This is a genomic window from Pseudomonas citronellolis, assembly GCF_001586155.1.
Taxonomy (GTDB): Bacteria; Pseudomonadota; Gammaproteobacteria; order Pseudomonadales; family Pseudomonadaceae; genus Pseudomonas; species Pseudomonas citronellolis.
The window spans coordinates 1,621,537-1,646,771 of record NZ_CP014158.1 but is presented as its reverse complement, the minus strand read 5'-3'; the positions used below and the strand labels follow the sequence as shown (position 1 = coordinate 1,646,771).

General features: G+C 67.3%; 26 protein-coding genes and 1 tRNA gene. 12 read left to right on the top strand and 15 right to left on the bottom strand.

All coding sequences use genetic code 11. The features are described from left to right. Window positions 1–19 precede the first annotated feature (19 nt). From PcP3B5_RS07490 to PcP3B5_RS07470, 5 genes are all read left to right on the top strand, one after another. A complete protein-coding gene (locus PcP3B5_RS07490; RefSeq protein ID WP_061560936.1) occupies window positions 20–1,018 on the top strand; it encodes a D-cysteine desulfhydrase in 999 nt (332 codons plus the stop codon). Between the two features lie 112 nt (window positions 1,019–1,130). After that, on the top strand, window positions 1,131–1,934 hold the full coding sequence (gene tcyJ / locus PcP3B5_RS07485) for a cystine ABC transporter substrate-binding protein (RefSeq protein WP_009618462.1): 804 nt from the start codon (window positions 1,131–1,133) through the stop codon (window positions 1,932–1,934). Beyond that, window positions 1,934–2,605 (top strand): cystine ABC transporter permease, encoded by a 672-nt coding sequence (gene tcyL / locus PcP3B5_RS07480; protein WP_203228558.1) that lies wholly within the window; start codon window positions 1,934–1,936, stop codon window positions 2,603–2,605. Before tcyJ ends, tcyL begins: the two co-directional genes overlap by 1 nt. Further along, entirely contained in the window at window positions 2,602–3,366 is a 765-nt protein-coding gene (gene tcyN, locus PcP3B5_RS07475; protein WP_009618464.1) for an L-cystine ABC transporter ATP-binding protein TcyN, read from the top strand. Before tcyL ends, tcyN begins: the two co-directional genes overlap by 4 nt. Before the next feature lie 129 nt (window positions 3,367–3,495). Continuing rightward, window positions 3,496–4,194 carry a pirin family protein gene (locus PcP3B5_RS07470; RefSeq protein ID WP_058488771.1) on the top strand — a complete coding sequence of 233 codons (699 nt, stop codon included), beginning with the start codon at window positions 3,496–3,498 and terminating at the stop codon, window positions 4,192–4,194. A 54-nt stretch (window positions 4,195–4,248) separates the two neighbouring features. Here the strand turns inward: PcP3B5_RS07470 and PcP3B5_RS07465 are convergent. The 6 genes from PcP3B5_RS07465 to PcP3B5_RS07440 form a co-directional block, all read right to left on the bottom strand. Beyond that, window positions 4,249–4,324 (bottom strand) — tRNA-Ala (locus tag PcP3B5_RS07465). 58 nt (window positions 4,325–4,382) lie between these two features. After that, on the bottom strand, window positions 4,383–5,045 hold the full coding sequence (locus tag PcP3B5_RS07460; protein ID WP_061560934.1) for a class I SAM-dependent methyltransferase: 663 nt from the start codon (window positions 5,043–5,045) through the stop codon (window positions 4,383–4,385). Window positions 5,046–5,061: 16 nt separating this feature from the next. Beyond that, complete coding sequence (locus PcP3B5_RS07455; RefSeq protein ID WP_043314203.1) at window positions 5,062–5,592, bottom strand: C40 family peptidase; 531 nt, start codon at window positions 5,590–5,592, stop codon at window positions 5,062–5,064. An 82-nt stretch (window positions 5,593–5,674) separates the two neighbouring features. Further along, complete coding sequence (locus tag PcP3B5_RS07450) at window positions 5,675–6,307, bottom strand: C40 family peptidase (protein ID WP_089391873.1); 633 nt, start codon at window positions 6,305–6,307, stop codon at window positions 5,675–5,677. Between the two features lie 65 nt (window positions 6,308–6,372). After that, on the bottom strand, window positions 6,373–7,137 hold the full coding sequence (locus tag PcP3B5_RS07445; protein WP_061560933.1) for an NAD-dependent protein deacylase: 765 nt from the start codon (window positions 7,135–7,137) through the stop codon (window positions 6,373–6,375). A 13-nt stretch (window positions 7,138–7,150) separates the two neighbouring features. Further along, entirely contained in the window at window positions 7,151–8,545 is a 1,395-nt protein-coding gene (locus PcP3B5_RS07440; RefSeq protein WP_061560932.1) for a sigma-54 interaction domain-containing protein, read from the bottom strand. 177 nt (window positions 8,546–8,722) lie between these two features. On the opposite strand from PcP3B5_RS07440, the gene ddaH reads away from it, so the two are divergent. Together ddaH and PcP3B5_RS07430 are read left to right on the top strand one after the other, a co-directional pair. Beyond that, on the top strand, window positions 8,723–9,487 hold the full coding sequence (gene ddaH, locus PcP3B5_RS07435) for a dimethylargininase (protein ID WP_061560931.1): 765 nt from the start codon (window positions 8,723–8,725) through the stop codon (window positions 9,485–9,487). A 122-nt stretch (window positions 9,488–9,609) separates the two neighbouring features. Continuing rightward, the gene (locus PcP3B5_RS07430; RefSeq protein ID WP_061560930.1) at window positions 9,610–11,025 is read left to right on the top strand and encodes a basic amino acid/polyamine antiporter; all 1,416 of its coding nucleotides are present in this window, start codon (window positions 9,610–9,612) and stop codon (window positions 11,023–11,025) included. Here PcP3B5_RS07430 and PcP3B5_RS07425 read toward each other — a convergent pair. Continuing rightward, window positions 11,022–11,693 (bottom strand): DNA-3-methyladenine glycosylase I, encoded by a 672-nt coding sequence (locus tag PcP3B5_RS07425; RefSeq protein WP_061560929.1) that lies wholly within the window; start codon window positions 11,691–11,693, stop codon window positions 11,022–11,024. The genes PcP3B5_RS07430 and PcP3B5_RS07425 overlap by 4 nt on opposite strands. A 22-nt stretch (window positions 11,694–11,715) precedes the next feature. After that, complete coding sequence (gene ttcA, locus PcP3B5_RS07420; protein WP_009618484.1) at window positions 11,716–12,543, bottom strand: tRNA 2-thiocytidine(32) synthetase TtcA; 828 nt, start codon at window positions 12,541–12,543, stop codon at window positions 11,716–11,718. A gap of 89 nt (window positions 12,544–12,632) precedes the next feature. Here ttcA and PcP3B5_RS07415 point away from each other — a divergent pair, with 89 nt between their 5' ends. From PcP3B5_RS07415 to PcP3B5_RS07405, 3 genes are all read left to right on the top strand, one after another. Then, window positions 12,633–13,229, top strand: coding sequence for a DNA-J related domain-containing protein (locus PcP3B5_RS07415; protein ID WP_043314250.1), 597 nt, complete (start codon window positions 12,633–12,635; stop codon window positions 13,227–13,229). A 161-nt stretch (window positions 13,230–13,390) separates the two neighbouring features. Next, complete coding sequence (locus PcP3B5_RS07410; protein ID WP_009618488.1) at window positions 13,391–13,987, top strand: Yip1 family protein; 597 nt, start codon at window positions 13,391–13,393, stop codon at window positions 13,985–13,987. 455 nt (window positions 13,988–14,442) lie between these two features. Beyond that, window positions 14,443–14,940, top strand: coding sequence for a SprT family zinc-dependent metalloprotease (locus PcP3B5_RS07405; protein ID WP_009618490.1), 498 nt, complete (start codon window positions 14,443–14,445; stop codon window positions 14,938–14,940). 2 nt (window positions 14,941–14,942) lie between these two features. Here PcP3B5_RS07405 and PcP3B5_RS07400 read toward each other — a convergent pair whose 3' ends face one another. The 3 genes from PcP3B5_RS07400 to PcP3B5_RS07390 form a co-directional block, all read right to left on the bottom strand. Continuing rightward, entirely contained in the window at window positions 14,943–16,124 is a 1,182-nt protein-coding gene (locus tag PcP3B5_RS07400; protein ID WP_061560928.1) for a CaiB/BaiF CoA transferase family protein, read from the bottom strand. Window positions 16,125–16,190: 66 nt separating this feature from the next. Then, window positions 16,191–17,330, bottom strand: coding sequence for an acyl-CoA dehydrogenase family protein (locus PcP3B5_RS07395; RefSeq protein ID WP_061560927.1), 1,140 nt, complete (start codon window positions 17,328–17,330; stop codon window positions 16,191–16,193). Window positions 17,331–17,836: 506 nt separating this feature from the next. Beyond that, window positions 17,837–19,135 (bottom strand): OprD family porin, encoded by a 1,299-nt coding sequence (locus tag PcP3B5_RS07390; RefSeq protein ID WP_082816267.1) that lies wholly within the window; start codon window positions 19,133–19,135, stop codon window positions 17,837–17,839. A gap of 294 nt (window positions 19,136–19,429) precedes the next feature. Between PcP3B5_RS07390 and PcP3B5_RS07385 the strand changes: the two genes are divergently transcribed. Further along, window positions 19,430–20,359, top strand: a complete 930-nt coding sequence (locus tag PcP3B5_RS07385; RefSeq protein ID WP_061560926.1) for a DedA family protein/thiosulfate sulfurtransferase GlpE — start codon at window positions 19,430–19,432, stop codon at window positions 20,357–20,359. Window positions 20,360–20,673: 314 nt separating this feature from the next. Here the strand turns inward: PcP3B5_RS07385 and PcP3B5_RS07380 are convergent, their stop codons facing one another. From PcP3B5_RS07380 to PcP3B5_RS07370, 3 genes are all read right to left on the bottom strand, one after another. Further along, on the bottom strand, window positions 20,674–20,913 hold the full coding sequence (locus PcP3B5_RS07380; RefSeq protein ID WP_009618502.1) for an anti-sigma factor family protein: 240 nt from the start codon (window positions 20,911–20,913) through the stop codon (window positions 20,674–20,676). Beyond that, window positions 20,907–21,449, bottom strand: coding sequence for an RNA polymerase sigma factor (locus PcP3B5_RS07375; protein ID WP_236695171.1), 543 nt, complete (start codon window positions 21,447–21,449; stop codon window positions 20,907–20,909). The genes PcP3B5_RS07380 and PcP3B5_RS07375 overlap by 7 nt, the downstream gene beginning before the upstream one ends. A gap of 70 nt (window positions 21,450–21,519) precedes the next feature. After that, complete coding sequence (locus tag PcP3B5_RS07370; RefSeq protein ID WP_061563214.1) at window positions 21,520–22,641, bottom strand: beta-ketoacyl-ACP synthase III; 1,122 nt, start codon at window positions 22,639–22,641, stop codon at window positions 21,520–21,522. A 484-nt stretch (window positions 22,642–23,125) separates the two neighbouring features. On the opposite strand from PcP3B5_RS07370, the gene PcP3B5_RS07365 reads away from it, so the two are divergent. After that, entirely contained in the window at window positions 23,126–24,139 is a 1,014-nt protein-coding gene (locus tag PcP3B5_RS07365) for an acyltransferase family protein (protein WP_061560925.1), read from the top strand. Here the strand turns inward: PcP3B5_RS07365 and PcP3B5_RS07360 are convergent. Further along, window positions 24,136–25,197: a GGDEF domain-containing protein gene (locus PcP3B5_RS07360; protein ID WP_061560924.1), complete on the bottom strand. Its 1,062-nt coding sequence runs from the start codon at window positions 25,195–25,197 to the stop codon at window positions 24,136–24,138. The two genes, PcP3B5_RS07365 and PcP3B5_RS07360, sit on opposite strands and share 4 nt — an antisense overlap. Window positions 25,198–25,235 lie beyond the last annotated feature (38 nt).

Sequence of the window (25,235 nt, the reverse complement as noted above, 5' to 3'; positions counted from 1 at the left end):
CCGCCGAGGTCCCCTCCCGATGAGCTCCCTGCGCGACGCCCTCGCCCGCTTCCCCCGCCTCGACCTGATCGGCGCCCCGACCCCGCTGGACAAGCTGGAGCGCCTGTCGGCGCAGCTGGGCCGGGAGCTCTTCGTCAAGCGCGACGACCTCACCCCGCTGGCCATGGGCGGCAACAAGGTGCGCAAGCTGGAGTACCTCGCCGCCGATGCCCTCGCCGCCGGCGCCGACGTGCTGGTGACCGCCGGCGCCATCCAGTCCAACCACGTGCGCCAGACCGCGGCGCTGGCCGCACGCCTGGGCCTGGGTTGCCTGGCCCTGCTGGAAAACCCCATCGGCACGGACGACGCCAACTACCTGGGCAACGGCAACCGCCTGCTGCTGGACCTGTTCGGCACCCAGGTGGAAGCGGTCGCCAACCTCGACGACGCAGACGCCCTGCTGCAGGACGCCTGCGAGCGCCTGCGCGCCCAGGGGCGCAAGCCCTACCTGGTGCCCATCGGCGGCTCCAACGCCCTCGGCGCCCTGGGCTACGTGCGCGCCGGCCTGGAACTGGCCGAGCAGGTGCGCGCCGGCGGCCGGCACTTCGCCGCCGTGGTGCTCGCTTCCGGCAGCGCCGGCACCCACGCCGGGCTGGCCCTGGCGCTGGCCGAAGCGCTGCCGGAAACCCCGGTGATCGGCGTCACCGTCTCGCGTCCCGACGCCACCCAGCGACCCAAGGTGGAAGGCCTGGCGCAGCGCACCGCGGACCTGCTCGGCCGGCCGCTGGCGGCGCACTTCGCCGTGCACCTGTGGGACGCCTACTTCGGCCCGCGCTATGGCGAGCCCAACGCCGGCACCCTCGACGCGGTGCGCCTGCTCGCCGCGACCGAAGGCCTGCTGCTGGACCCCGTCTACACCGGCAAGGCCATGGCCGGCCTGCTCGATGGCGTGGCCCACGGCCGCTTCGCCGAAGGCCCGCTGCTGTTCCTGCACACCGGCGGCGCCCCGGCGCTGTTCGCCTACCCGTCGCGGCTGTGAATTCATTCAAGTTATATGAACAGGATATTTCATTATTTTATTGCATAACCATTGACCCCCTATAGTCGCGCAGCCTACTAACCTGCTTGAAACACCAAGAACGAGGGCAACCATGAACTTCTCCATCCTGCGACGCGGTTTCATCTTCGCCGGCCTGACCCTGGCCCTCGGCGCCAGCTTCCTCGGCCAGCAGGCCTCGGCCGACGAGGACCTGCTCAAACAGATCCAGGGTAACGGCGCGATCAAGGTCGGCCTGGAAGGCACCTACCCGCCCTTCAGCTTCGTCGACGAGAACGGCAAGCTGTCCGGCTTCGAAGTGGACTTCGCCGAGCTGCTGGCCAAAGAACTGGGGGTGAAGGCCAAGCTCCAGCCGACCAAGTGGGATGGCATCCTCGCCGCCCTGGAGTCCAAGCGCCTGGATGTGGTGATCAACCAGGTGACCATCTCCGAGGAGCGCAAGAAGAAGTACGACTTCTCCGAGCCCTACACCGTCTCCGGCATCCAGGCCCTGGTGCGCAAGGGCGACGAAAGCAAGTACGACACGCCCGAGAAGCTCGCCGGGGTGAAGGTCGGCGTGGGCCTGGGCACCAACTACGAGCAGTGGCTGAAGCAGAACGTGCCGCAGGCCGACGTGCGCACCTACGAGGACGACCCGACCAAGTTCCAGGACCTGCGCAGCGGGCGCATCGACGTGATCCTGGTGGACCGCCTGGCCGCCTTCGACATGGTCAACAAGACCAAGGGCGCCATGGCCCTGACCGGCGCGCCCTTCGCCCGCCAGGAAGCCGGCATCGCCCTGCGCAAGGGCAACCCCGAGCTGCTCGGCGCGCTGAACAAGGCCATCGAGAAGTTCAAGGCCGATGGCTCGCTGAAAAAGCTCTCGGAGAAGTGGTTCCAGGCTGACGTCACCCAATGATCGACGAAAGCCTGCAGCTCGCTCTGGATTCCGCGCCCTTCCTGCTCAAGGGCGCGGTCTTTACCGTAGTCCTCAGCATCGGCGGGATGTTCTTCGGCCTGCTGCTGGGGTTCATCCTCGCCCTGGCGCGGCTGTATGGCCATGCGCTGTTCAACTGGCTGGCGCGCATCTACGTGTCGTTCTTCCGCGGCACGCCGCTGCTGGTGCAGCTGTTCATGATCTACTACGGCCTGCCGCAGCTGGGCCTGGAGCTGGACCCGTTGCCGGCGGCGCTGATCGGCTTCTCGCTGAACATGGCCGCCTACGTCTGCGAGATCCTCCGCGCCGCCATCGGCTCCATCGATCGCGGCCAGTGGGAGGCGGCCTCCAGCATCGGCATGACGCGCGCCCAGACGCTGCGCCGGGTGGTGCTGCCGCAGGCCGCGCGCACCGCCCTGCCGCCGCTGGGCAACAGCTTCATCTCGCTGGTCAAGGACACCGCCCTGGCCGCCACCATCCAGGTGCCGGAGCTGTTCCGCCAGGCGCAGCTGATCACCGCGCGGACCTTCGAGGTGTTCACCATGTACCTCACCGCCGCGCTCATCTACTGGGTGCTCGCCAGCGTCCTGGCGCACCTGCAGAACCGCCTGGAAGAGCGGGTCAACCGCCATGACCGGGAGCACGAGGCATGATCGAGGTACGCAAGCTCACCAAGCAGTTCCGCGGCCAGGAAGTGCTCAAGGGCATCGACCTGTCGGTCGCGGCCGGCGAGGTGGTGGCGATCATCGGCCCCAGCGGCTCGGGCAAGACCACCCTGCTGCGCTGCCTGAACCTGCTGGAAATCCCCAACGGCGGGACCATCCGCGTCGGCGACATCGAGATCGACGCCTCGCGCCCGCTCAAGCCGCAGCAGGGGCTGATCCGCAAGCTGCGCCAGCACGTCGGCTTCGTGTTCCAGAACTTCAACCTGTTCCCCCACCGCACCGCGCTGGAAAACGTCATCGAAGGCCCGGTGATCGTCAAGAAGGAGCCCCGCGACAGCGCCGTGCAACGCGCCCGCCAATTGCTGGCGAAGGTCGGCCTGGCCGGCAAGGAAGACGCCTATCCCAAGCGCCTCTCCGGCGGCCAGCAGCAACGCGTGGCCATCGCCCGGGCCCTGGCCATGCAGCCGGACGTGATCCTCTTCGACGAACCCACCTCGGCGCTCGATCCGGAGCTGGTCGGCGAAGTGCTGGCGACCATCCGCGGCCTGGCCCAGGAAAAGCGCACCATGGTCATCGTCACCCACGAGATGAGCTTCGCCCGCGACGTCGCCAACCGGGCGATCTTCATCGACAAGGGGGTGATCGTCGAACAGGGCGACGCCAAGACGCTGTTCGCCCAGCCCCGCGAGGAACGCACCCGGCAGTTCCTCAGCAAGTTCCTCAACCCCGACCAGGGTCGCCCTGAATAAATCTGCAAATTCGATAAATCAGCTCGGATATTTGCGCTTTTATATCGACTAAAGTGGGATCAACATAGCCTCCATGAACCGCGCAGGCCGGCCGACTCGCCGGCCCGGCGCCCCAAGAGGACTGATCCCATGATCGAACGCAGACCCTTCGCCCAGCTCGGCGGCGCCCACCACGGCTGGCTGAACGCCAAGCACCACTTCTCCTTCGCCGAGTACTACGACCCCGAGCGCATGAGCTGGGGCAACCTGCGCGTCTGGAACGACGACGAGATCGACCCGGGCACCGGCTTCCCGCCGCACCCGCACCGCGAGATGGAAATCATCACCTACGTGCGCCAGGGGGCGATCACCCACCAGGACAGCCTGGGCAACAAGGGCCGCACAGAGGCGGGCGACGTGCAGGTGATGAGCGCCGGCAGCGGCATCGTCCACTCCGAGTACAACCTGGAGCAGGACGTGACCAGGATCTTCCAGATCTGGATCCTGCCGACGCAACGCGGCGGCACGCCGTCCTGGGGCGCCAAGCCGTTCCCCAAAGGCGACCGCGCCGGCCGCTTCGTGATCCTCGCCAGCGGCGACGAAAACGACGAAGACACCCTGCGCATCCGCGCCGACGGCCGCCTGGCCGCCGCCACCCTGAAGGCCGGCCAGAGCGCCGAATACGCCCTGGGCAACGACCGCCGCGCCTACCTGGTGCCGGCGGCTGGCAAGGTGGAAGTCAACGGCGTGGTCCTGGAAGCCCGCGACGGCGCAGCCATCGCCGAGGAAGCGGTGGTGAAGGTGACGGCGCTGGAGGACAGCGAGGTGATTCTGGTGGATGTTGCCTGAGGGCCGTGGCGAAACGAAAAAGGGCACGCGTTTGCGTGCCCTTTTTCATTCGTCTGGTGGACCGAAGGAGGATCGAACTCCCGACCTCCGCATTGCGAACGCGGCGCTCTCCCAGCTGAGCTATCGGCCCGAGGTAGGCAGAATCTAGCCCAGCCGGCGGCGCCAGGCAATGCCCCTTGCGCGGGTGCTCAGCGCTTGCGACACAACCCCATGCCATCGCCCAGCGGCAGCAGCGAATAGTCCACCCGCGCGTCGCTTTTCAGTGCCAGGTTCAGTTGCTGGATGGCGCGGGTGTCGGCGCTTTGCGGGTTGGCTTCGAGCACCCGGCCACTCCACAGCACGTTGTCGAAGATCGCCAGGCCACCCTGGCGCAGCAGGGTCAGGGCGTGTTCCAGGTAACGTGGGTAGTTGGCCTTGTCGGCGTCGATGAAGGCGAGGTCGAAGCTGCCCGCCTGGCCTGCCCTTTCCAGGCCGGCCAGGGTGTCCAGCGCGGGGCCCAGGCGTAGTTCGATGCGGCTTTCGACGCCGGCGTCGCGCCAGTAGGACTGAGCCGTGGCGTTGTAGTCGCCGGGCAGGTCGCAGCAGAGGATATGGCCGTCTTCGGGCAGCGCCTCGGCCATGCACAGGGCGCTGTAGCCGGTGAAGGTGCCCACTTCGAGGATGCGCCGGGCGCCGGTCAGCTTCACCAGCAGGGCGAGGAACTGGCCCTGTTCGGGGGCGATCTGCCAGCGCGCCGTGGGCAGGGCGGCGGTTTCCTCGCGCAGGCGCGCCTTCAGCGGGGTGTCGCGCAGGGAGGTGTCGAGCAGGTATTGGTAGAGCGCGTCGTCGAGGTTGAGCGTACGGGTGGTCATGTGGCCCTCCTGGAGATCAGGGGTGGAGGGCGAGGCTCTGTACCGCGAGGACGCGCTTGGCTTCCAGGAAGGCCCGCTGCCAGTAGGGGCTGTCCAGGCTGTCCAGGCGCACGGTCCCGCCCGTTCTGGGCGCATGCACGAAGCGCCCCTCGCCGACATAGATACCCGCATGGCTGACGTTGCGTCCACCGTTGGTGGCGAAGAACACCAGGTCGCCGCTCTGCAGACCTTCGCGGCCGACCACGGGGGCGCGCATGCCGATCATCTCGCGGGTGGAGCGCGGTAGCTGCAGGCCAGTGGCGTCGCGGTAGACGTAGCCGATCAGGCCGCTGCAGTCGAACCCGCCATCCGGGGTGTTGCCGCCCCAGCGATAGGGCGTACCCACCAGGCCGATGGCACGGATCAGCACGTCGTCCGCAGCCTGGGAATCGCTGAAGTTGTTCGAGGGCGCGTAGACCACCGGAGGCGGCGCGGGCGGCGTATGGCTGGCGCAGGCGGCCAGCAGGGAAACGAGTGCGAGGGTGATGATGCGGAGGGAGGTATGCATGTGATGGCATCCCCTGTTCAGGAATGCCATCACTTTGCACCGTCAAACGCTTAAGCGCAATACTTAAAGTAAAACTTTAAGATTAGCGCGTTACCGTCTGTTGCGCCTGGTAACCCGGTTCCAGGACGCGCTTGGCTTCCATGTAGCTCAGGCGCCAGTAGCTGTCGTCCAGGTTGTCCACCCGCACACCACCGCCACGGCGGCTGGCGGAGTGGATGAACTGGCCATCGCCGATGTAGATGCCGGCGTGGCTCACGCGCCCACGACCACGGTTGTTGAAGAAGATCAGGTCGCCCGGTTGCAGGTCTTCCTTGGAGACCAGCGGGACGTCCATGGTGATCATCTCCCGCGTGGAACGCGGCAGCTTGATCCCAGCCTCTTCGCGGAACAGATAGCCGACGAAGCCGCTGCAATCGAAACCGGTTTTTTCCGAACGGCCCCCGAAGCGATACGGCGTGCCGATCAGTTCGAATGCGCGATCCAGAATGCTGGAAACCCGCCCTGACGGGTTCCCGTTATCATTTCCTGCCCCCTCGTCTTCTACATCCGCCAGCGTTGCCTGATGGTGGTCAATCTGAGCCCAGCTGCGGGTGGCCTGCTCTACGGCGACCTGCTGTTGACCCGGCTGGGACTCTGGCGAATGGCTGGCGCAAGCGGCCAGCAGCAAGACGAAACTCATGGGCACGAGGGGTGCGAAGCGTCTAAGCATGGGCACGACCGTGTCTCATTAGTTCCATTAGCGCGCTAATTTGCCCGCTCGATCGAGCCGATGCAAGTTTTTTATCGCGAAATGTGACCTATCAGTTGCGGCAGAATGTCTAAGGCTCGTCCTGCAATTTTTACATCGACCCTCGAACTGAGGTCGGTCGGCGCCGGATTCACCTCGGCGACGAAGCCGCCGGCGGCCCGGGTGCGCAGCACCGGCTCGACGATGTAGGGGAAGCTCGCCGTGGTCCCCACCAGCAGCACCACGTCGAAGCCCTTGCGCAGTTCGCCGTAGAGGCTGTCGATCGCCGCCTCCGGCAACATCTCCTCGAACAGCACCACCGGCGGCCTCAGTACACCGCTACAGACCGCGCATCGCGGTGGCAGCGGACGCTGCAGGTGTTCCTCCAGCTCATCGCTCTCGGCCCCGCACGACTGGCAGTACAGCGGCCGCAGCTCGCCGTGGATCTCGATCAGCCGCTCCAGCGGCGAGCCCGCCTGGCGGTGGAAGCCGTCGATGTTCTGCGTCAGCACCCAGCACTCCGGCTTGCGCCGCTGCAGTTCGGCGATGGCCGCGTGGCCGGCGTTGGGCGCTGCCGCGAGGCAGGCCCGGCCGAGTTGTGCCAGGTACTTCCAGCACAGCGCCGGGTCACGCCGCAGCATGGGCCCGGAGATGGCCTGCTCGATGGCGATGCCCTCCTCGGTCACGCCGTTGTACAGGCCGCCCAGGCCACGATAGGTGGGCATGCCGGAATCCGCCGAGAGGCCGGCGCCGGTGATCACCAAGATGCGTTCGGCGGCCTGCACGGCTTGGACGAGCGCGGCCATTGATGGGTCCATGGGCGGGTTCCTGTCAGGCCGGCGTGTCGCCAGCGGGTGGGTGTTGTATGGCCAGGCGCTGCAGGCGCCCCAGCAGCGTCGTCCGTGGGATGCGCAGGCTGGCGGCGGCCTGCGAGAGGTTGCCCCGCGCCCGGCGCAAGGCCTCTTCTATCAGCTTGCGCTCCTGTTCCGCCAGCCTCTCGCGCAGGCCCAGCGCCGGCGGCTCGTCTCCGGCCACCGCCATGTCCCGTGGCTCCTCGTCGGCGAAGACCACTTCGTCGAGCAGCGCCCCGCCCCGGCCATGCAGCAGAAGGCTGCGACGGATCACGTTTTCCAACTGGCGCACGTTGCCCGGCCAGGCGCAGGCCTGCAGGCGCGCCAGCGCCCGCGGCCCCAGGGCCGTCACCCGCGGGTTCAGGCTGCGCGCGTCGCGGCGCACGAAGGCCCGGGCCAGCAATTCGACGTCAGCGGGGCGCTCGCGCAGCGGCGGAATGCTCAGGCAACCGACCTCCAGCCGGTAATACAAGTCCTCGCGCAAGCGCCCCTCGGCGATCGCCTGGCGCGGTGCCTGGTTGCTCGCAGCGACCAGGCGCACGTCCGCGCGCAACGGCCGCAGGCCGCCCAGCGGCAGGTAGCTGCCGTCCTGCAGCACGCGCAGCAGCTTGCTCTGCAGAGCCATGGGCATGGAGTTGATCTCGTCGAGGAACAGCGTGCCGCCTTCGGCCAGGGCGAACATGCCCTTGCGGTTCTCGGCGCCGGTGAAGGCGCCGCGGGTGGTGCCGAACAGGGTGCTCTCCAGCAGAGTCTCGGGGATGGCCGCGCAGTTCAGGCTGATCATCGGCCCGTTGCGCCGCGGGCTGAGGGCGTGGGCGCGGCGGGCGAAGAGTTCCTTGCCGGTGCCGGTCTCGCCATGGATCAGCAGCGGCAGGTCGGTCGCGGCGAAGATGTCCAGGCGCTGCAACTGCCGCTGCAGGCCGGGGGTGACGCTGAGGATCGGCGGGCAGTCCGGTTCGTCGTCCGTTGCAGCGCATTCCGCCACCACCTCACCCACCTCCATCGCCCCGAGCAACTGGCCGCCGCGGCCGTGCAGCGGGATCGCCCGGTGCCGGTACTGCAGCAACTCGCCGCCGGCGCCGACATAGGCCTGCAGCGTATCGATGGAGGGCCGCTCCTGGGCCAGGCAGCGCAGCAAGGTGCTCTGTTCCGCCTGCAGCCAGGGCGCGCTCTGCAGCACGTGCATGCCCAGCGCCTGCCGCGGGTCGAGGCCGTCGAGCAGGCCGCTGGCCTGGTTGTAGTAGACGAAACGCCCCTGGGTATCGACCACCGTGACCGGTTGCCGCAGCCCATCGAAGATCGGCGCCAGGCTGTCCACCAGCCAGCGCAATTCGTCCTTTTCCGTAGGAACCGTCGCGTTCTCGACAACAGCCATGGCAGCCCAGCCTTTTATATCCGTCGGGTTTTCGACAACTGTCCCAGTTTCGACGAAAGCGCGCGAGCCCGCCCCGCTGCGGGTCAACGCCAGGCCAGGAAAATCGTCCGCTGCGCGCCGACCCGCCTGGCGCACGCCTTGCAACACGGCAAGCATCCACCTGCAAGAGGAAACGCCATGTTCAAGCACATCATCGCCCGCACCCCGGCCAGCAGCCTGGTCGACGGCCTGACCTCCAGCCATCTGGGCAAACCGGACTTCGCCAGGGCCCTGGAGCAGCACAACGCCTACATCCGCGCGCTGCAGACCTGCGACCTGGACATCACCCTGCTGCCGCCGGACGAGCGCTTCCCCGACTCGGTGTTCGTCGAGGACCCGGTGCTCTGCACCTCGCGCTGCGCCATCATCACCCGCCCCGGCGCCGAGTCGCGGCGCGGCGAGACCGCGATCATCGAGGAGACCATCCAGCGCTTCTATCCGGGCAAGGTCGAGCGCATCGAGGCGCCCGGCACGGTGGAGGCCGGCGACATCATGATGGTCGGCGAGCACTTCTACATCGGCGAATCGGCGCGGACCAACGCCGAGGGCGCCCGGCAGATGATCGCCCTCCTCGCCAAGCACGGCTTCACCGGCTCGGTGGTGCGCCTGGAAAAGGTGCTGCACCTGAAGACCGGGCTGGCCTACCTGGAACACGGCAACCTGCTGGCTGCCGGCGAGTTCATCGACAAGCCGGAGTTCCAGCACCTGAACATCGTCGAGATCCCCGAGGAGGAGGCCTACGCGGCCAACTGCATCTGGGTCAACGAACGGGTGATCATGCCCGCCGGCTACCCGCGCACGCGGCAGAAGATCGCCGACCTCGGCTACCGGGTGATCGAGGTCGACACCTCTGAGTACCGCAAGATCGACGGCGGCGTCAGCTGCATGTCCCTGCGCTTCTGAACGGCCGCTCCAGCGGCGGGCCTGCCGGCCCGTCGCGCCGGCGCGGGCCCCCTCCCCTTCGTCGGCGTCATGCGTGGCGGCAAGTGCCGCCACGCCACCGGTTGCCGTTTCGGAGGCGCAAGATGTCGATTTCGGATAAAGGAAAACTCGGCCTGCCGGCGCTGACCGCCCTGGTGGTGGGCGGCATCATTGGCAGCGGTATCTTCAGCCTGCCGCAGAACATGGCCGAAGGCGCCGGCGCCGGGGCCATTCTCATCGCCTGGGGCATCACCTTCGTCGGCATGCTGACGCTGACGCGGGTCTTTCAGTGGCTGTCGACCACCTGCCCGGAACTGGACGACGGCGTCTACGGCTACGCCCGCGAGGGCTTCGGCGAGTACCTGGGCTTCAATGCCGCCTGGGGTTACTGGATTTCCGCCTGGGTCGGCAACGCCGGCTACCTCGTCGTGCTGTTCAGCGCCTTGGGTTCGTTCGGCGCGCTGGCCTTCTTCGGCGACGGCGCCACCTGGCCGGCGCTGCTCGGCGAGCTGGCGGTGCTCTGGCTGATGCACGCCTTCGTCCTGCACGGGGCGCACAACGCGGCCATCACCAACGCCATCGTCACCCTGGCCAAGGTGGTGCCCATCGCCCTGTTCATCCTCTGCGTCGCCCTGGCCTTCCGCGTCGAGGTGTTCCGTCTGGACTTCTGGGGCAGCCCGGCGCTGGGCAGCATCACCCGCCAGGTGGAAACCACCATGCTGTACACCGTGTGGGTCTTCCTCGGCATCGAAAGCGCCACCGTCTATGCCAGCCACGCGCGGCGCGCGGCCGACGTCAGCCGGGCCACCCTGCTCGGCTTCGTCATCACTCTGCTGTTGCTGGTCTGCGTCTCGGTGCTGTCGCTGGGGGTGGTGCCGCAGCACGAGCTGGCGCAGATGAAGAACCCGTCGATGGCCCAGGTGATGGCCGCGGCCGTGGGCCCCTGGGGCGCCACGCTGATCAACGTCGGCCTGATCGTTTCGGTGGGCGGCGCCCTGCTGGCCTGGACCATGCTGGCGGTGGAGATGCTCTACCTGGCCAGCCGCGGCGAAGGGCACACCGCGCCGGCGCTGTTCGGCAGGACCAACGACGTGGATACGCCGGCCCCGGCGCTGTGGCTGACCAACGCGCTGATCTCGGCGCTGCTGCTGGTCGCCTTCCTCAACGCCTCCGGCTACAACGCGCTGATCCAGCTGGCCACCTCGATGGCGCTGATCCCCTACCTGTTGTGCGCCGGCTTCTGCCTCAAACGCGTGCTGCGGCAGCCGAGCCCGGCGCTGCTGGCGATGGCGACGCTGGGCACGCTCTACGGCGTCTGGCTGCTGTATGCCGCCGGCCTGAAGTACCTGCTGCTGTCGATGATTCTCTACGCCCCGGGGCTGGGCTTCTTCGTCCACGCCCGGCGCCAGCGCGGCCTGGCGGCCTTCGGCAACGCCGGGGAGCGGGCGCTGGGCGCGCTGGTGCTGGCCCTGGCGCTGATCGCGCTATGGATGGTCGGCAGCGGCCGCCTGGGGCTCTAGTGGTTGACGGTGTACGACAGCATCATCGAGAGCTGGCACAGCGGCCGCCCGCTCTGCTCGTGCCAGGTGTTGAAGGCGGCCTGCACGGCGGCGAGGTCCTTCTGGCTGGTCGGCGCCTTGTCGACGATTTCCTGGGCCTTGAGCGCGGCGACCACGTCGTCGCTGGGGATGAAGGTGTCCTTGCCGGCCATGCGCAGGAAGCGCGGCGCCGACAGCCCGCCGAGCTGGTTGCCGCGCTTGGCCAGCAGCTTCCACAGGCCGACGATGTCGGTCACCGGCCAGTCCGCCAGCAGCTTGCCGAAGCTGCCATGCTCATGGGCGATGTCGAGGATCATCTGGGCGTTGCGCGGCACGCTCTTGAGCTTGCCCAGGTGGCGGATCAGGCGGGTGTCCTGCATCAGGTTCTCCAGGCGTTCGCCGCCCATGAGCACCACCTTCTGCGGGTCGAAGCCGAAGAACACTTCCTCGAAGGCCGGCCACTTGGCGTCCACCAGGCTGTGCTTGAGGCCGGCGCGGAAGATGCGCAGGCTGATCAGCGACAGGTAGCGGTCATCGCTCACCGCGGCCAGTTCGGCCGGGCTCTTGGGCTGCGGCAGGCGCGCTTCCAGCGCCGCCGCCGAACCGAAGCGGTTCAGGCAGTATTCGTGCAGCCATGGGTAGTCGCGCATCGCCCTTCCTTTATTACAGGTATTACAGGTTCATCACGTCGACGAAGCGCGGCGTGGCGGTGTCGTCGATACGCAGGCTGGCGAAGTCGAACAGGTTGCGGTCGGCCAGTTGCGAGGGCACCACGTTCTGCAGGGCGCGGAACATGATCTCGGTGCGGCCGGGGGTCTTGCGCTCCCATTCCAGCAGCATTTCCTTGACCACCTGGCGCTGCAGGTTCTCCTGCGAACCGCAGAGGTTGCAGGGGATGATCGGGAATTCCTTGAGCACCGAGTAGGCCTCGATATCCTTCTCGTTGCAGTAGGCCAGCGGGCGGATCACCACGTTGCGGCCGTCGTCGGACAGCAGCTTGGGCGGCATGGCCTTGAGGGTGCCACCGTAGAACATGTTGAGGAAGAAGGTCTCGAGGATGTCGTCGCGGTGGTGCCCCAGCGCCATCTTGGTCGCGCCGATTTCGTCGGCGTAGGTGTAGAGGGTGCCGCGGCGCAGGCGCGAGCACAGCGAGCAGGTGGTCTTGCCCTCGGGGATCTTCTCCTTCACCACCGAGTAGGTGTCCTTCTCGATGATGTGGTACTGCACGCCGATGGATTCCAGGTAGGCCGGCAACACGTGCTCGGGGAAGCCGGGCTGCTTCTGGTCCATGTTCACCGCGACGATCTCGAACTGGATCGGCGCGACCTTCTGCAGGTACAGCAGGATGTCGAGCAGGGTGTAGCTGTCCTTGCCGCCGGACAGGCAGACCATGACCTTGTCGCCGTCCTCGATCATGTTGAAGTCGGCGATGGCCTCGCCGACCTGGCGGCGCAGGCGTTTCTGCAGTTTGTTCTGGTTGACCGAAAGGGTGCTGGCCATGGTGCTGTGGAATCCGGGGGGAAGACGAAAAGCTGGTTATTTTACGCGCACCCCGCCTTCATCGGTAGCCTGATGCTAGGCTCATGCCCATGACTCCCGACCTCGACGCCCGCCTCGACCTCGCCGGGCAGTTGCTCGAACTGCTGCGCGAGGCCCCTGAAGGCCTTTCCGAATATCAGTTGATCCAGCAACTGAAGGCGCGGCATTCCACCCATGTCCCGCACCTGCCGCTGCTGGACAAGCTGGTGCTGTTCCGCACCCACTTCCTGGTGTTCAACGCCCTCTACCGCCTGCGCGACCAGCTTTGCGCCGAAGAAGCCGGCTTCCTGCAGATCGGCCCGCTGCAGATCCGCCTGCTGCCCTGGCAACCCGGCGCGCCGGGCCTGGTGGAGAGCGACCCGCTGCGCGACTACTACCTGGACGAAAGCAACCTGCGCGACACCACCGAGCGCGACGTGGAAAAGCTGCTGGAAAGCTTCTGGACGCGCATGCAGGGCGACGGCGAGAAGGCCGCCGCGCTGGCCCTGTTCGAGCTGGAAGACGGCCCGGTGGACTACGCGCTGATCAAGCTGCGCTACCGCCAACTGGTCAGCCAGCACCACCCGGACCGCGGCGGCAGCACCACGCGCCTGCAGTCGATCAACAAGGCGATGGAAATTCTCGAGCGCTATTACAGCCGCCCATGAAGCTCCGATTTGCTCTAACCCCAGGCAGGACGCGGCCTTCGGGGCTTTCCTATACTGCGACACAAGGTCGCACGAGTCTGACGGGCACCGGAAGGCGCTGGCCATGCGTCCCCGGCGCGGCGCTGGGAGGCGGCCTGCATAATAACGAGGAGGTTGCCGAGATGATCCATCATGTGTGGGGGCTCTTCACCCATCCCGATCAGGAATGGCAGGAAATCCGCGGCGAAGAAGAAAGCATCAGCCACATGTACCTGACCCATGTGCTGATATTGGCTGCCATCCCGGTCATCTGCGCCTACATTGGCACCACCCAGGTGGGTTGGGTGCTAGGCAGCGCGGGACCGGTCAAGTTGACACCAGCGAGCGCGATCCAGCTCACCGTGCTCACCTACGTGGCGATGCTCGCCGGCGTCGCCGTCATGGGCGCCTTCATCCACTGGATGGCGCGCACCTACGACGCCACTCCGAGCATGACCCAATGCATCGTGTTCGCCGCCTATACGGCGACCCCGCTGTTCATCGGCGGCGTGGCCGCGCTCTACCCGCACCTGTGGCTGGGCATGGTCATAGGCACCGCGGCGATCTGCTACACGGTCTACCTGCTCTACGTCGGCATCCCGACCTTCATGAACATTCCCAAGGACGAAGGCTTCCTGTTCTCCAGCTCGGTGCTGGCGGTGGGCCTGGTGGTGCTGGTGGCGATGATCGCGCTGTCGGTGATCCTCTGGGGGAGCGGGGTGGGGCCGGAATATACCTGAGGCTTGACTGGCAAATGCAGACCGGGCCCTGGGGGCCCGGTTTTCGTTTGTGGGGGGGCGGTTTCTGGCTTGGCCACAGAGCGTTGTCGACGTCCGCCCCTCTCCCTAACCCTCTCCCTGAAGGGAGAGGGGACCGTTGGGCAGAATCTGGTGTTATGGCGTCAGCCGGTCAGCCCGGCAGGTTCCGGCTGAAACCATCACTTCTCTCGGCACGGACAAGCCCCCTCTCCCTTCAGGGCGGGGCGCGCAGCCGAGGGCTGGGGAGAGGGCGCTCTTGAACCTGGCACCTACGCCACCGGCAAACTCCGTTCGCGATCAAGCTCGCTCCTACGCAGAGCAACCTGCCAGCCTTGCCTGAAACTCCACCCCGCTTGCCCGAACCTGCACAGCAGACGAGCGGCCTGCACAACGCCGGCGCCTGCGGCATAATCGGCAGCCGTCGGAGAAAACACTGTATGCCCGAACAGCTCAACGCCCGTGTCGAAGCCTGCTACCAGTTGGCGGAAAGCTTCTTCCAGCGCCGCTTCCCGCGTCCGGAAGTGAGCTTCCGCCTGCGCGGGCAGAAGGCCGGGGTGGCGCACCTGGACGAGAACCTGCTGCGCTTCAACCCCCAGCTCTACCGCGAGAACCGCGAGCACTTCCTCAAGCAGACCGTGGCCCACGAGGTCGCCCACCTGATCGCGCACCAGATGTTCGGCCCGCGCATCCGCCCCCATGGCGAGGAGTGGCAACTGATCATGCGCGGCGTCTACGGCCTGCCGCCGGACCGCTGCCACACCTACGAGATCAAGCGGCGCCGCGCCACGCGCTACATCTACCGCTGCCGCTGCGACGAGAACCCCGACTTCCCCTTCTCCGCCCAGCGCCACAACCTGGTGGCCCAGGGCCGCCGCTACTACTGCCGGCGCTGCCGCACCACCCTGGTGTTCACCGGGGAAGTGGTCCGCGAGTAGCCTCAGCCCACCGCGCCCGCGGCTTTCAGCGCCGCCACCTGCTCGTCGCTATAGCCCAGTTCGGCCAGGACCTCGGCGCTGTGCGCCCCCGCCGCTACGCCTATGTGCTTCGGCGCCGGCAGGCCGGCGGAGAAGCGGATCGGGCAGGCCATCTGCCGCTGGCTGCGGCCATCGCCGCGGGGCACTTCGGTGACCAGGCCGCGGGCCTGGATCTGCGGGTGCTCCACCGCCTCGGACAGCGGCAGCATCGGCTCCACGCAGGCGTCCACGGCGGCGAAGCGTTCGCGCCAGTCGGCGAAATCGCGCTTCTCGAACTCGATGGCGATCTCGCGCTTGAGCAGTCGCTGGTCCTCGGCCTTGGGCGACAGGCCGCGGGCGGCCAGTTCCGGGCGGCCGATGGCGGCGCAGAACTGCTGCATGAACTGCGGCTCCAGGCTGCCGACCGAGAACCAGCGGCCGTCACGGGTGCGGTAGTAGTCGTAGAAGCTGCCGCCGTTCAGCGCCTGGGCCTCCATGCCCGGCTCCACGCCGCAGGCCAGGTAGCCGGCGCCGGCCATGCCGTTCAGGCTGAAGGCGCAGTCGGTCATGCTGATGTCCACCTGCTGGCCTTCGCCGGTCTGCTGCCGGTGAATGACTGCCGCGAGCAAGCCCATCACCCCATGCAGCGAGCCGCCGGCGATATCCGCCAGTTGCACGCCCAGGGGCAGCGGGCCGGTGTCGCGGCGACCGGTGTAGCTGGCCACGCCGGCCAAGGCCAGGTAGTTGATGTCGTGCCCGGCGCGGTCGCGATAGGGCCCGGTCTGGCCGTAGCCGGTGATGGAGACGTAGATCAGCTTCGGGTTGATCGCCTTGAGTGCCTCGTAGCCGACGCCCAGCTTGTCCATGACGCCGGGGCGGAACTGCTCCAGGACGATGTCGTACTCGCGCACCAGTTGCTTCACCACCTCCACCGCCTCGGGCCGCTTCAGGTCCAGGGCGATGCTGCGCTTGTTGCGGTTGAGGTAGGCGTGGCTGGCCGAGACGCCGTCGTCATGGGGCGGCAGCACGCGCACCAGGTCCATGCGCGTGGGCGATTCCACCCGCAGCACCTGGGCGCCCATGTCGGCCAGCAGCAGCGAGGCGAAGGGCCCCGGCAGCAGGGTGGAGAAGTCGAGGACTTTCAGCGAGGCGAGCGGGCCGTTCATGGGGAACTCCTGGGTGTGGTTTTCCGGGGCCCCGCGCTCGCAGGGCCCCAGCGAAGCAGCCGCGCCTCAGAGCTTCATGCCGCGGCTGATGATCTCCTTCATGATCTCCGAGGTGCCGGCGAAGATGCGCTGGATGCGCGCGTTGGCGTACATCCGGCAGATCGGGTATTCCCACATGTAACCCCAGCCGCCGTGCAGTTGCACGCCCTCGTCGACCACCCTGCCGAGCAGTTCGGTGGTGAACAGCTTGGCCTCGGCGGCCACCTCGGGGCTGAGCTTCTTCTGGTTGTGGTCCATCACGCAACGGTCGGTGAACACCTGGGCCACGTCCACCTGGGTGCGCATCTCGGCGAGCTTGAAGCGGGTGTTCTGGAAGTGCGCGATGGGCCGGTCGAAGGCCTTGCGCTCCTTCACGTAGTCGAGGGTGGCCTGCAGCGCCGCCTCGGCCCCGGCCACCGCGCCGCAGGCGTTGGTCAGGCGTTCCTGGGCGAGCATGTTCATCAGGTAGTAGAAGCCGCCCTTGGCGTCGCCCAGCAGGTTCTCCTTGGGCACCTTCACGTCGTTGAAGAACAGCTCGGCGGTGTCCTGGCTCTTCATGCCCAGCTTCTTCAGGTTGCGCCCGCGCTCGAAGCCGGGCATGCCGCGCTCGACCAGGAACAGGCCCATGGCGTGCTTGTTGTTCGGGTCGGTCTTGGCCGCGACTATCACCAGGTCGGCCAGCAGGCCGTTGGAGATGAACACCTTGGAGCCGTTGAGGACGTAGTGGTCGCCCTTGTCCACGGCGGTGGTGCGCATGCCGGCCAGGTCGGAACCGGCGGCAGGCTCGGTCATGGCCACCGCGAGGATGGTCTCGCCGCGGATGATCCCGGGCAGGAAGCGCGCCTTCTGCTCGGCGTTGCCGTATTCGGCGATGTAGGGCCCGCACAGCGCCGAGTGCAGCGGGATCATGAAGCCCGGCTCGTTGATGCGCGCCAGCTCCTCGCACATGATCTGCTCGTAGCGGAAGTCCTTCAGCCCGGCGCCGCCGTATTCCTCGTCGGCCCAGGGCAGCAGGAAGCCCAGCTCGCCGGCCTTCAGCCAGACGCTGCGGTCGACCACCCCGGCCTCTTCCCAGGCCTCCTGGTGCGGCACCACTTCCTTGGCGAGGAAGGCGGCGAAGGCATCGCGGAACAGGTTGTGCTCGGTCTCGAAGTGTATGCGCTGCATGCTGGCGAATCCTGGTCGGTGGAAGTGCCGGCAGGTTAGGTGCCAGCCCCGCCACGCCTCAATGACGGCAGCGCTCAGCCTGGATTGACGCTTTCGGTCAGGCGCCATGCCTGGACGGCAGCCAGCATTGACGGTGCGCCGAGGCGCCCTTCGCAGGATGGGTTGAGCGTGCGAAACCCATCGGGCCATGCTGATGGGTATCGCTTCGCTCAACGCCATCCTACGGGTCTTGTGTTTGCCGGAGGGCGTAGGAGCGGACCTTGTCCGCGATAGCCGGATGTATCGGCGCGGATCGCGGATGAGATCCGCTACGCTACCCCAACCGCGCCGCTCCCCTGTAGGAGCGCGCCCTGCGCGCGAATCGCGGGCAGGGCCCGCAGCTGGAAAATCGCGGTGTTCCCCCTGTAGGAGGACTCCGTCCGCGATGGGCGGTTCGGCGGATAAAAAAAGCCCCGCCAGGCGGCGGGGCTCAAACCATAGGAGTGACGTCTTGCTTCAGCCCGCCATTACCACAGCGGCATGGTGTAGCTGAGGATCAGGCGGTTCTCGTCGGCCTTGTTGGACGAGGCGCTGTTGCGGGCGAAGTCGCTGCGGGTGGTCGCGTTGCGCCACTTGATGCCGAAGCCCTTGAGCGCGCCTTCCTGGACGACGTAGGCGATGTCGGTGTCGCGTTCCCATTCCTTGCCGTCGTCGCCGCTGGCGTTCAGCAGGTCGACATTGTCGCCCTTCACGTAGCGGGTCATGAAGGTCAGGCCAGGAATGCCGATGCCGGCGAAGTTGTAGTCGTAGCGGGCCTGCCAGGATTTCTCGTCCTTGTTGGCGAAGTCCAGGATCTGGATGTAGTTCACCAGGTAGGGGTCGGTACCGTTGATGTAGGCAAAGCCGGTGTCGCCGCTCATCTTCTGGTAGCCGACGCCGAAGGCGTGGTAGCCCAGGTTGTAGGTGACCATGGCGTTGAACGCCTTGTTGTCGACGTTGCTGCCGCCATCGTCGGTGGACTTGGCCCAGCGGACGTCGGACTTCAGCGACTGGCCTTCGGCGATCGGCAGGGTCCAGCCGAGGGTCAGGTAGTGCTGCTTGTAGAAGTCGTCCAGCTGGCCATAGTGGTAGCCGGTGCTGAAGTTCTTGGTCCAGTTGTAGGTGGCGCCGGCGTAGTCGAACTCGTTGGTGGTGTTGCCGCTGCGCACGGTGATGTTCTTCTTGCCGCCGGTGGTGACGGTCATTTCCTCGTAGTTGGAGGAGTCGCGGCGGTTGGTCTGGTTCAGGCGGCCGGCGTCGAAGTTCAGGCCGTCGAGCTGGGTGGAGTTGACCGCGCTACCCACGAAGAGCTGCGGCAGCAGGCGGCTGTCGTTGGTCACCACGACCGGCAGCTTGGGCGTCAGGGTGCCCATCTTCAGGGTGTTCTTCTCGTAGCGCAGCTTGAGGGTCGCGCCGCCCTTGCTGAAGTCGTCCGGCGCGTCGCCATCGGCGGTCTTCGGCAGCAGGCCGGTGCCGGTGCGGTCGGCGCTGGAGTCCAGCTTCAGGCCCAGCGCGGCGATGCCGTCGACGCCCACGCCGATGGTGCCGTCGGTGTAGCCCGACTCGAATTTCAGGATGAAGCCCTGGCCCCACTCTTCCTGCTTGCTCTGCTGCGCCTGGGTGGAGCTGCGGAAATCGCGGTTGAAGTAGAAGTTGCGCAGTTCAACGTTGGCCTTGCTGTCCGCAATGAAGTCGGCGTGAGCGACTGCGGGTACGACAATGCTGGCGCCGAGCACGGCCTGCGCCAGGCCGCCCATGGCAAAACCGGCGTAGTTCTTACGGATCATCAGGATTCCCCTTATGGTGTTTTAAGCGTTGAACACGCTGAGCGCCTGGCATGCAGGGCGCGGCCCCCATGGTCTCGCGCAGCCGTTTGGCGGCTCTTCTGTGTTGCGGGGAATCTTGGCGGGGGGTTATTTCAGATCGACTGCATAGATATAAACTTTTTGTTACAGCCGAACTTTTCCGAAAAACTCGACTACGCGGTCATGGGCTGACAGCAGCGGCTGTCAGCGGGGACTGACGCACCGGACGAGCGGCAGTATGCTGTCGCCTCCCCCCTCCGCCACCGCGCCCATTCCATGCAGGAACTGCAACCGCTGATCGAACGCTACGGCCCCGCCCTGCTCTTCCTCAATGTGCTGCTGGAGCAGCTGGGCCTGCCGATTCCGGCCTACCCGGCACTGATCGTCGCCGGCGCCCTGGCGCTGCAGGGGCACGGGGTGTCCCTGGGCGAGGCGCTGGCGGTGGCCACCCTGGCCTGCCTGATCGCCGACACCGCCTGGTACTTCGCTGGCCGCCGCTACGGCGGCTTCCTGCTGCGCAGCATCTGCAGGGTGTCGCTGTCGCGCGACAGCTGCATCCGCCAGAGCCAGAGCCTGTACCTGCGCATCGGCCCGCGCGCGCTGCTGATCAGCAAGTTCCTGCCCGGCGCCGGCGCACTGTCCACCAGCCTGGCCGGCATGACCGGCACGCCGCTGCGCCGCTTCCTCGGCTACGACTTCGCCGGCTCGGCGCTGTGGGTGGGCTCGGCGCTGCTGCTGGGCGCCGTCTTCAGCGACACCGTCGACAGCCTGCTGGGCTGGCTGCACGACTACGCCACCCGCGGCCTGCTGTTGTTGTTGGCGGCCTTCGCGCTGTTCATCGCCTGGCGCCTGTGGCAGCGCTACAGCCTGCTGCGACGCACCGCGCGGATTCCCAGGATCAGCGTCGAGGAACTGCGCGAACGCCTGGACCAGGGCGACACCCCGCTGATCCTCGACGTGCGCGCCGAGGCCGGCGAGGACGGCATCCCCGGCGCCATCCCGATGACCTTGGACACCCCGCTGGATGGCCTGGCCGACAGCCTCGGCCAGGCCGACGTGGTCATCTATTGCGCCTGCCCCAACGAACTCTCCGCGGCCATGCTCGCCGAGCGCCTGCGCAAGCACGGCTACCCGCGCGCCTGGGCGCTGTCCGGCGGGCTGGAGGCATGGCAGGCGAGCCAAGGGCGGGCCGATGGGCTTTCGTAGGATGGGTTGAGCTTGCGATACCCATGCGGTCACGGTGATGGGTATCGCTTCGCTCAACCCATTCTACGGTGTGCTACCTGCGCCATTCCCATGTAGAGCGGACCTTGTCCGCGATAGCCGGAACCTCCGGCACGGTTCGCGGATGAGATCCGCGCCTACGCTGCCCCGCCCGCGCCATTCCCATTGTAGGAGCGCGCCCTGCGCGCGAATCGCGGGCAGGGCCCGCTCCTACAAGGTAGCCGGGAGGCACTGTATTTCTCCCCCGTAGGAGAGGACCTTGTCCGCGATAGCCGGTCATCCCGGCGCGATTGTACTCAGCGCCGCGAATGGTCCCGGCGCAGTTCGGCCAGGCGGGCGGCCAGCAGGTCCAGGCCGGTGGCGCGGTCTTCCGGCAGGCGGCGCACGCTGGCCTGGGTCAGGCGCATCTGGCGGATGAAGCGCCGGCAGTGGCGGCACAGCAGCAGGTGGCGGCGCACCGCGAGTTTCTCGCGCAGGCCGAGCTGGCTGTCCAGCAGGTCGCTGGAGAGGGCCACCAGTTCCTTGCAGGTCAGCATTGGCCGGTCTCCTCGAAATGCTCCAGGGTGGCGAACAGCTTCAGCCGCCCGCGGTGCAGCAGCACCCGGACATTGGAGAGGGAAAGCGACAGAAGATTACAGATTTCCTGCAATTCCAGGCCCTGGCGCTCGCGCAGCAGGACCACACTGCGCTGCAGGTCCGACAGGCTCAGCAGGGTCTTTTCCAGGCATTCGCGCAGTTCGTCCTCGGCCAGCAGGGCCTCGGGCGAGTCCGAATGCCAGGCCAGGGGCGCGGCGCTCCAGTGGCCGTCGGCGGCGAAGCGGCTGTCGTCGATGCTGCCGTGGGGCGCCGGCAGGTCGTCCAGGGAGACTTCCCGGCGCACCTGGCGCAGCTTGCTCTTGGCGGTGTTGGCGGTAACGGTCAGCAGCCAGGTCTTGAGGCTGGAGCGGCCCTGGAAGCCGTCCAGGTGGCGCACCACGGCGAGCCAGGCGTCCTGCACCACCTCGTCGGCGTGGGCGCTGCCGACGATGGCCAGGGCCACGGCGCGCATGGCGCCCTGGTAGGCCGCGACCATCTCGCGGAAGGCCGCGTCCTCGCCGGCGCGCAGGCGCGCCAGCAGTTCGCCGTCGGCTTCGCCCACCCGGTCAGCGCTTGCGCAGGATCACGCTGCCGATGGAGTAGCCGGCGCCGAAGGAGCTGAGCACGCCGATGGAACCGGCGGGCAGGTCCTCGTGGTACTTGTGCAGGGCGATCACCGAGCCGGCCGAGCTGGTGTTGGCGTAGGTGTCGAGGATCACCGGCGCCTCGTGGGCCTCGGCGTCGCGGCCGAGCAGCTTGCGGGTGATCAGCAGGTTCATGTTGAGGTTGGCCTGGTGCAGCCAGAAGCGCTTGACGTCGCCGACCGGGATGTCGTTCTGCGCCAGGTGCTCGCCGATCAGCTCGGCGACCATCGGGCAGACGTCCTTGAACACCTTGCGGCCTTCCTGGACGAACAGCTTGTCGCGCTGGCCGATGCCCTCTTCCGCGGCGCGGTTGAGGAAGCCGAAGTTGTTGCGGATGTTGTTGGAGAACTGCGTCAGCAGCTTGGTGCTGACGATGTCGAACTGCTGCTTGCCGATGGCCTGGTCGGCGCGCTCGACGATCACCGCGGTGGCCGCGTCGCCGAAGATGAAGTGGCTGTCGCGGTCGCGGAAGTTCAGGTGGCCGGTGCAGATTTCCGGGTTGACCATCAGGATGGCGCGGGCCTGGCCCAGTTGCACGGCGTTGGCCGCGGCCTGCAGGCCGAAGGTGGCCGAGGAGCAGGCGACGTTCATGTCGAAGCCGAAGCCCTGGATGCCGAGGGCGGCCTGGACCTCGATGGCCACCGCCGGGTAGGCGCGCTGCAGGTTGGAGCAGGCGACGATGACGCCGTCGATGTCCCCCGCGCTGCGGCCGGCCCGGTGCAACGCCTCCTTGGCGGCGTGCACGGCCATCTCGCAGAGGATGCCCCAGTCGTCGTTGCTGCGCTCGGGGATGCGCGGGACCATGCGCTGCGGGTCGAGGATGCCTTGCTTGTCGACCACGAAGCGGCTCTTGATGCCGGAGGCCTTCTCGATGAACGCCGAGCTGGATTCGCTCAGCGCTTCCAGTTCGCCCTTGGCGATGGCTTCGGCGTGCTGGTCGTTGTACTGGCGGACGTAGGCATTGAAGGACTCCACCAGTTCATCGTTGGAGATGCTGAACGGCGGGGTATAGAGACCGGTTCCGCTGATGACGACTTTATGCACGGTCAATCCTCTTCTCAATCTGGCTGCCGGCCCCGGCAGCATGGTTAGGCATCGATGTGCCCGCCCGCGGGCCGGCACTGCAAAAGGGGTTCGGCCCGCATGGGCCTGAGGGCACGGCCTGATGACCAGGCAGTGTGCCATCGAAGGTGGCGCGCCGGCATCTTCCACCGCCCAACGGCGACGGCGCTGCGCGGCGCTCGAATAACCGCCGATTATGCGGCAAATCGCCGGGAAATGCCGCTACCGCGGCGCAGTTTTCCAGCATACAGACCTTGTACCGGCCGGTGATTGAAATTCCCGAAAGCCCCGATAGCCAGGCCATCCAGGCGAGTTGGCGGAAGCGCCCTGCGCTCTTGCGCAAATGCCCTTGGGGCGAATACCCGCATGCCACCGGGCAGCTGCGCTGAACCCCGGCGGGAAAACCGCTGTCGAGGAAAGGGGCGCCCGCCGGCGCCCCTTTTCATTGGCAAGCACAGAGGTAGCGATGCTGGTTTCCCTTCAGGCGCTGCGGGCCCTGGCCGCCTGGCTGGTGGTGTTCCATCACTTCATGCAGGTGTTCTTCGATTTTCGCGCCGACAGCCTCGGCGGGCGCCTGCTGTCCACCCGCGGCCAGGTCGGGGTGGACATCTTCTTCGTCCTCAGCGGTTTCGTCATCCAGCTGTCCTGCGCCGGGCGCCAGGTGCCCGGCCTGACCTTCCTGGCCCAGCGGCTGGCGCGCATCGCTCCGGCCTACTGGCTGTACACCGCCATCACCGCGCTGATCCTCTACGCCTTCGGCAACCTGATGCCGGTCTACGGCGTGGCCCTGCCGCAGCTGCTGCTGTCGCTGCTCTTCCTGCCCAGCCAGAACCCCGGCGGCTTCGGCTTCTACCCGATACTGCCGGTGGGCTGGACGCTGAACTTCGAGATGCTTTTCTACCTGCTGTTCGCCCTCTCCTTCGCCGTGGGCGAACGCTGGCGCCCCTGGCTGGTGGGCGCGTTGCTGGCGCTGGTCAGCGGCGTGCTGGCGAAGGCGCCGTGGCTGAGCAATTTCTACCGCAACCCCATCGTCTGCGAATTCCTCTTCGGCCTGCTGCTGGCCGAGCTGTACCGCCGCGACCTGCTGCGCCTGCGGGCATCGGTGGCACTGCCGCTGGCGCTGGGCGCGGTGCTGGTGCTGCTGCACTTCCCCGCCGACCATCCCTGGCGCCCGCTGACCTGGGGCCTGCCCAGCGCGGCGCTGGTGGCCGCCTGCGTGGCGCTGGAGCCATGGTTCGCCGGCTGCCGCCCGCTCAAGGCGCTGGGCGACTGGAGCTATTCGGTGTATCTGGTCCACGTGATAGTGCTGTGGCTGGCCAGCTACTGGCTGCACCAGCGCCTGGGCCTGGGCCCGTACCAGACGCTGGCGCTGTGCCTGCCGGCTATCCTGCTGCTGTCCTGGCTGAGCTACGAATGGGTGGAACTGCGCCTGGGCCGACGCCTGAAGCGGGCCTGGGCGCCGCGCCCGGCCACGGCCTAGCCGTCGCTGCAGACCAGGCGGTTGCGCCCCTGGGCCTTGCCGCGGTACAGGCGGTGGTCGCAGCAACGGTACAGGGCCTCGGCGTCGTCGCCGTCCACCGGCCACTCGGCCAGGCCGAAGGTGGCCGACAGCGGGATGACATGGCCGCGGTACAGCAGCGGGTTGGCCGCCAGGTCCGTGCGCAGGCGCTCCACCAGCGGCGCGGCGTCGAAGCGAACGGTGTTGCGCAGCAGCAGGGCGAATTCCTCGCCGCCCAGGCGGCCGATCATGTCGCCGGCGCGCAGGTGCAGACGCAGCCGGGCGCAGAGGTACTGCAGGGCCTTGTCGCCGGCGTCGTGGCCCCAGCGGTCGTTGACGTCCTTGAAGTGGTCCACGTCCAGCAGCACCAGCACCCAGCGCTGGCCGTTGCCGTGGGAATCCTCCAGGCAACGCAGCACCGCGCGCTGGAACGCCTCGCGGCTGGCCACGCCGGTCAGCGCGTCGCTCAGCGCCAGGCGCTGCAGCAACTGCTGGGCCTGGGCGCGGCGGGTTTCGTAGATGTGCACGAAGGCCATGATCAGCAGGCCGCAGAGGATGGCGTTGCCCAGGTCGATCATGCCCGGGGCGTCCAGGCGCAGCGGGTGCTGGCGCAGGTAGAGCAGCGCGGCCACGCCGACGAAGGGCACCGAGAGCAGGAAGCCGCGCCACGCGCCCAGCAGCAGGTAGGCCATCACCGGCATCAGGTAGAGCCAGACGAAGGCCGTGGCCGAGGCCTGCGGCATGATGATGATGTAGACCAGGAAGCAGAAGGTGGGCAGCAGGTAGGCGTAGATCCACGGCGTCAGGTCGCGCACCCGCGCCAGGCGCCAGGTGGCCCACAGCAGCAGCGCGCAGACCAGCGCCTCCAGACCCGCCAGCAGGTAGTTGCCGTTGAGGCACTGGAGCACCGAGAAGATCCCCAGGGTCAGGCCGGTGCAGAAGAAGATCAGGCGCATCAGCAGGCGCTGGTCGGCCAGGTCCAGTCCGCTGGTGCTGGCTGCCGGCTCCCCCGGCGCATTGGCTTTGGCCTTGTCGTGCATGGCTACCTTTCCCTGGCCCCGCCAGGCATGGCGGAGCG

Coding starts and splice junctions, on each gene's coding strand:
- PcP3B5_RS07390 (WP_082816267.1), bottom strand. CDS start 19,135: ATGATCCGTAAGAACTACGCCGGTTTTGCCATGGGCGGCCTGGCGCAG.
- PcP3B5_RS07415 (WP_043314250.1), top strand. CDS start 12,633: ATGACTCCCGACCTCGACGCCCGCCTCGACCTCGCCGGGCAGTTGCTC.
- PcP3B5_RS07395 (WP_061560927.1), bottom strand. CDS start 17,330: ATGCAGCGCATACACTTCGAGACCGAGCACAACCTGTTCCGCGATGCC.
- PcP3B5_RS07405 (WP_009618490.1), top strand. CDS start 14,443: ATGCCCGAACAGCTCAACGCCCGTGTCGAAGCCTGCTACCAGTTGGCG.
- PcP3B5_RS07375 (WP_236695171.1), bottom strand. CDS start 21,449: ATGGTCGCGGCCTACCAGGGCGCCATGCGCGCCGTGGCCCTGGCCATC.
- PcP3B5_RS07410 (WP_009618488.1), top strand. CDS start 13,391: ATGATCCATCATGTGTGGGGGCTCTTCACCCATCCCGATCAGGAATGG.
- PcP3B5_RS07380 (WP_009618502.1), bottom strand. CDS start 20,913: ATGCTGACCTGCAAGGAACTGGTGGCCCTCTCCAGCGACCTGCTGGAC.
- PcP3B5_RS07425 (WP_061560929.1), bottom strand. CDS start 11,693: ATGCGCGACTACCCATGGCTGCACGAATACTGCCTGAACCGCTTCGGT.
- PcP3B5_RS07445 (WP_061560933.1), bottom strand. CDS start 7,137: ATGGACCCATCAATGGCCGCGCTCGTCCAAGCCGTGCAGGCCGCCGAA.
- PcP3B5_RS07455 (WP_043314203.1), bottom strand. CDS start 5,592: ATGCATACCTCCCTCCGCATCATCACCCTCGCACTCGTTTCCCTGCTG.
- ttcA (WP_009618484.1), bottom strand. CDS start 12,543: ATGGCCAGCACCCTTTCGGTCAACCAGAACAAACTGCAGAAACGCCTG.
- tcyN (WP_009618464.1), top strand. CDS start 2,602: ATGATCGAGGTACGCAAGCTCACCAAGCAGTTCCGCGGCCAGGAAGTG.
- PcP3B5_RS07470 (WP_058488771.1), top strand. CDS start 3,496: ATGATCGAACGCAGACCCTTCGCCCAGCTCGGCGGCGCCCACCACGGC.
- PcP3B5_RS07430 (WP_061560930.1), top strand. CDS start 9,610: ATGTCGATTTCGGATAAAGGAAAACTCGGCCTGCCGGCGCTGACCGCC.
- ddaH (WP_061560931.1), top strand. CDS start 8,723: ATGTTCAAGCACATCATCGCCCGCACCCCGGCCAGCAGCCTGGTCGAC.
- PcP3B5_RS07360 (WP_061560924.1), bottom strand. CDS start 25,197: ATGCACGACAAGGCCAAAGCCAATGCGCCGGGGGAGCCGGCAGCCAGC.
- PcP3B5_RS07385 (WP_061560926.1), top strand. CDS start 19,430: ATGCAGGAACTGCAACCGCTGATCGAACGCTACGGCCCCGCCCTGCTC.
- PcP3B5_RS07365 (WP_061560925.1), top strand. CDS start 23,126: ATGCTGGTTTCCCTTCAGGCGCTGCGGGCCCTGGCCGCCTGGCTGGTG.
- PcP3B5_RS07460 (WP_061560934.1), bottom strand. CDS start 5,045: ATGACCACCCGTACGCTCAACCTCGACGACGCGCTCTACCAATACCTG.
- tcyJ (WP_009618462.1), top strand. CDS start 1,131: ATGAACTTCTCCATCCTGCGACGCGGTTTCATCTTCGCCGGCCTGACC.
- PcP3B5_RS07400 (WP_061560928.1), bottom strand. CDS start 16,124: ATGAACGGCCCGCTCGCCTCGCTGAAAGTCCTCGACTTCTCCACCCTG.
- PcP3B5_RS07490 (WP_061560936.1), top strand. CDS start 20: ATGAGCTCCCTGCGCGACGCCCTCGCCCGCTTCCCCCGCCTCGACCTG.
- PcP3B5_RS07440 (WP_061560932.1), bottom strand. CDS start 8,545: ATGGCTGTTGTCGAGAACGCGACGGTTCCTACGGAAAAGGACGAATTG.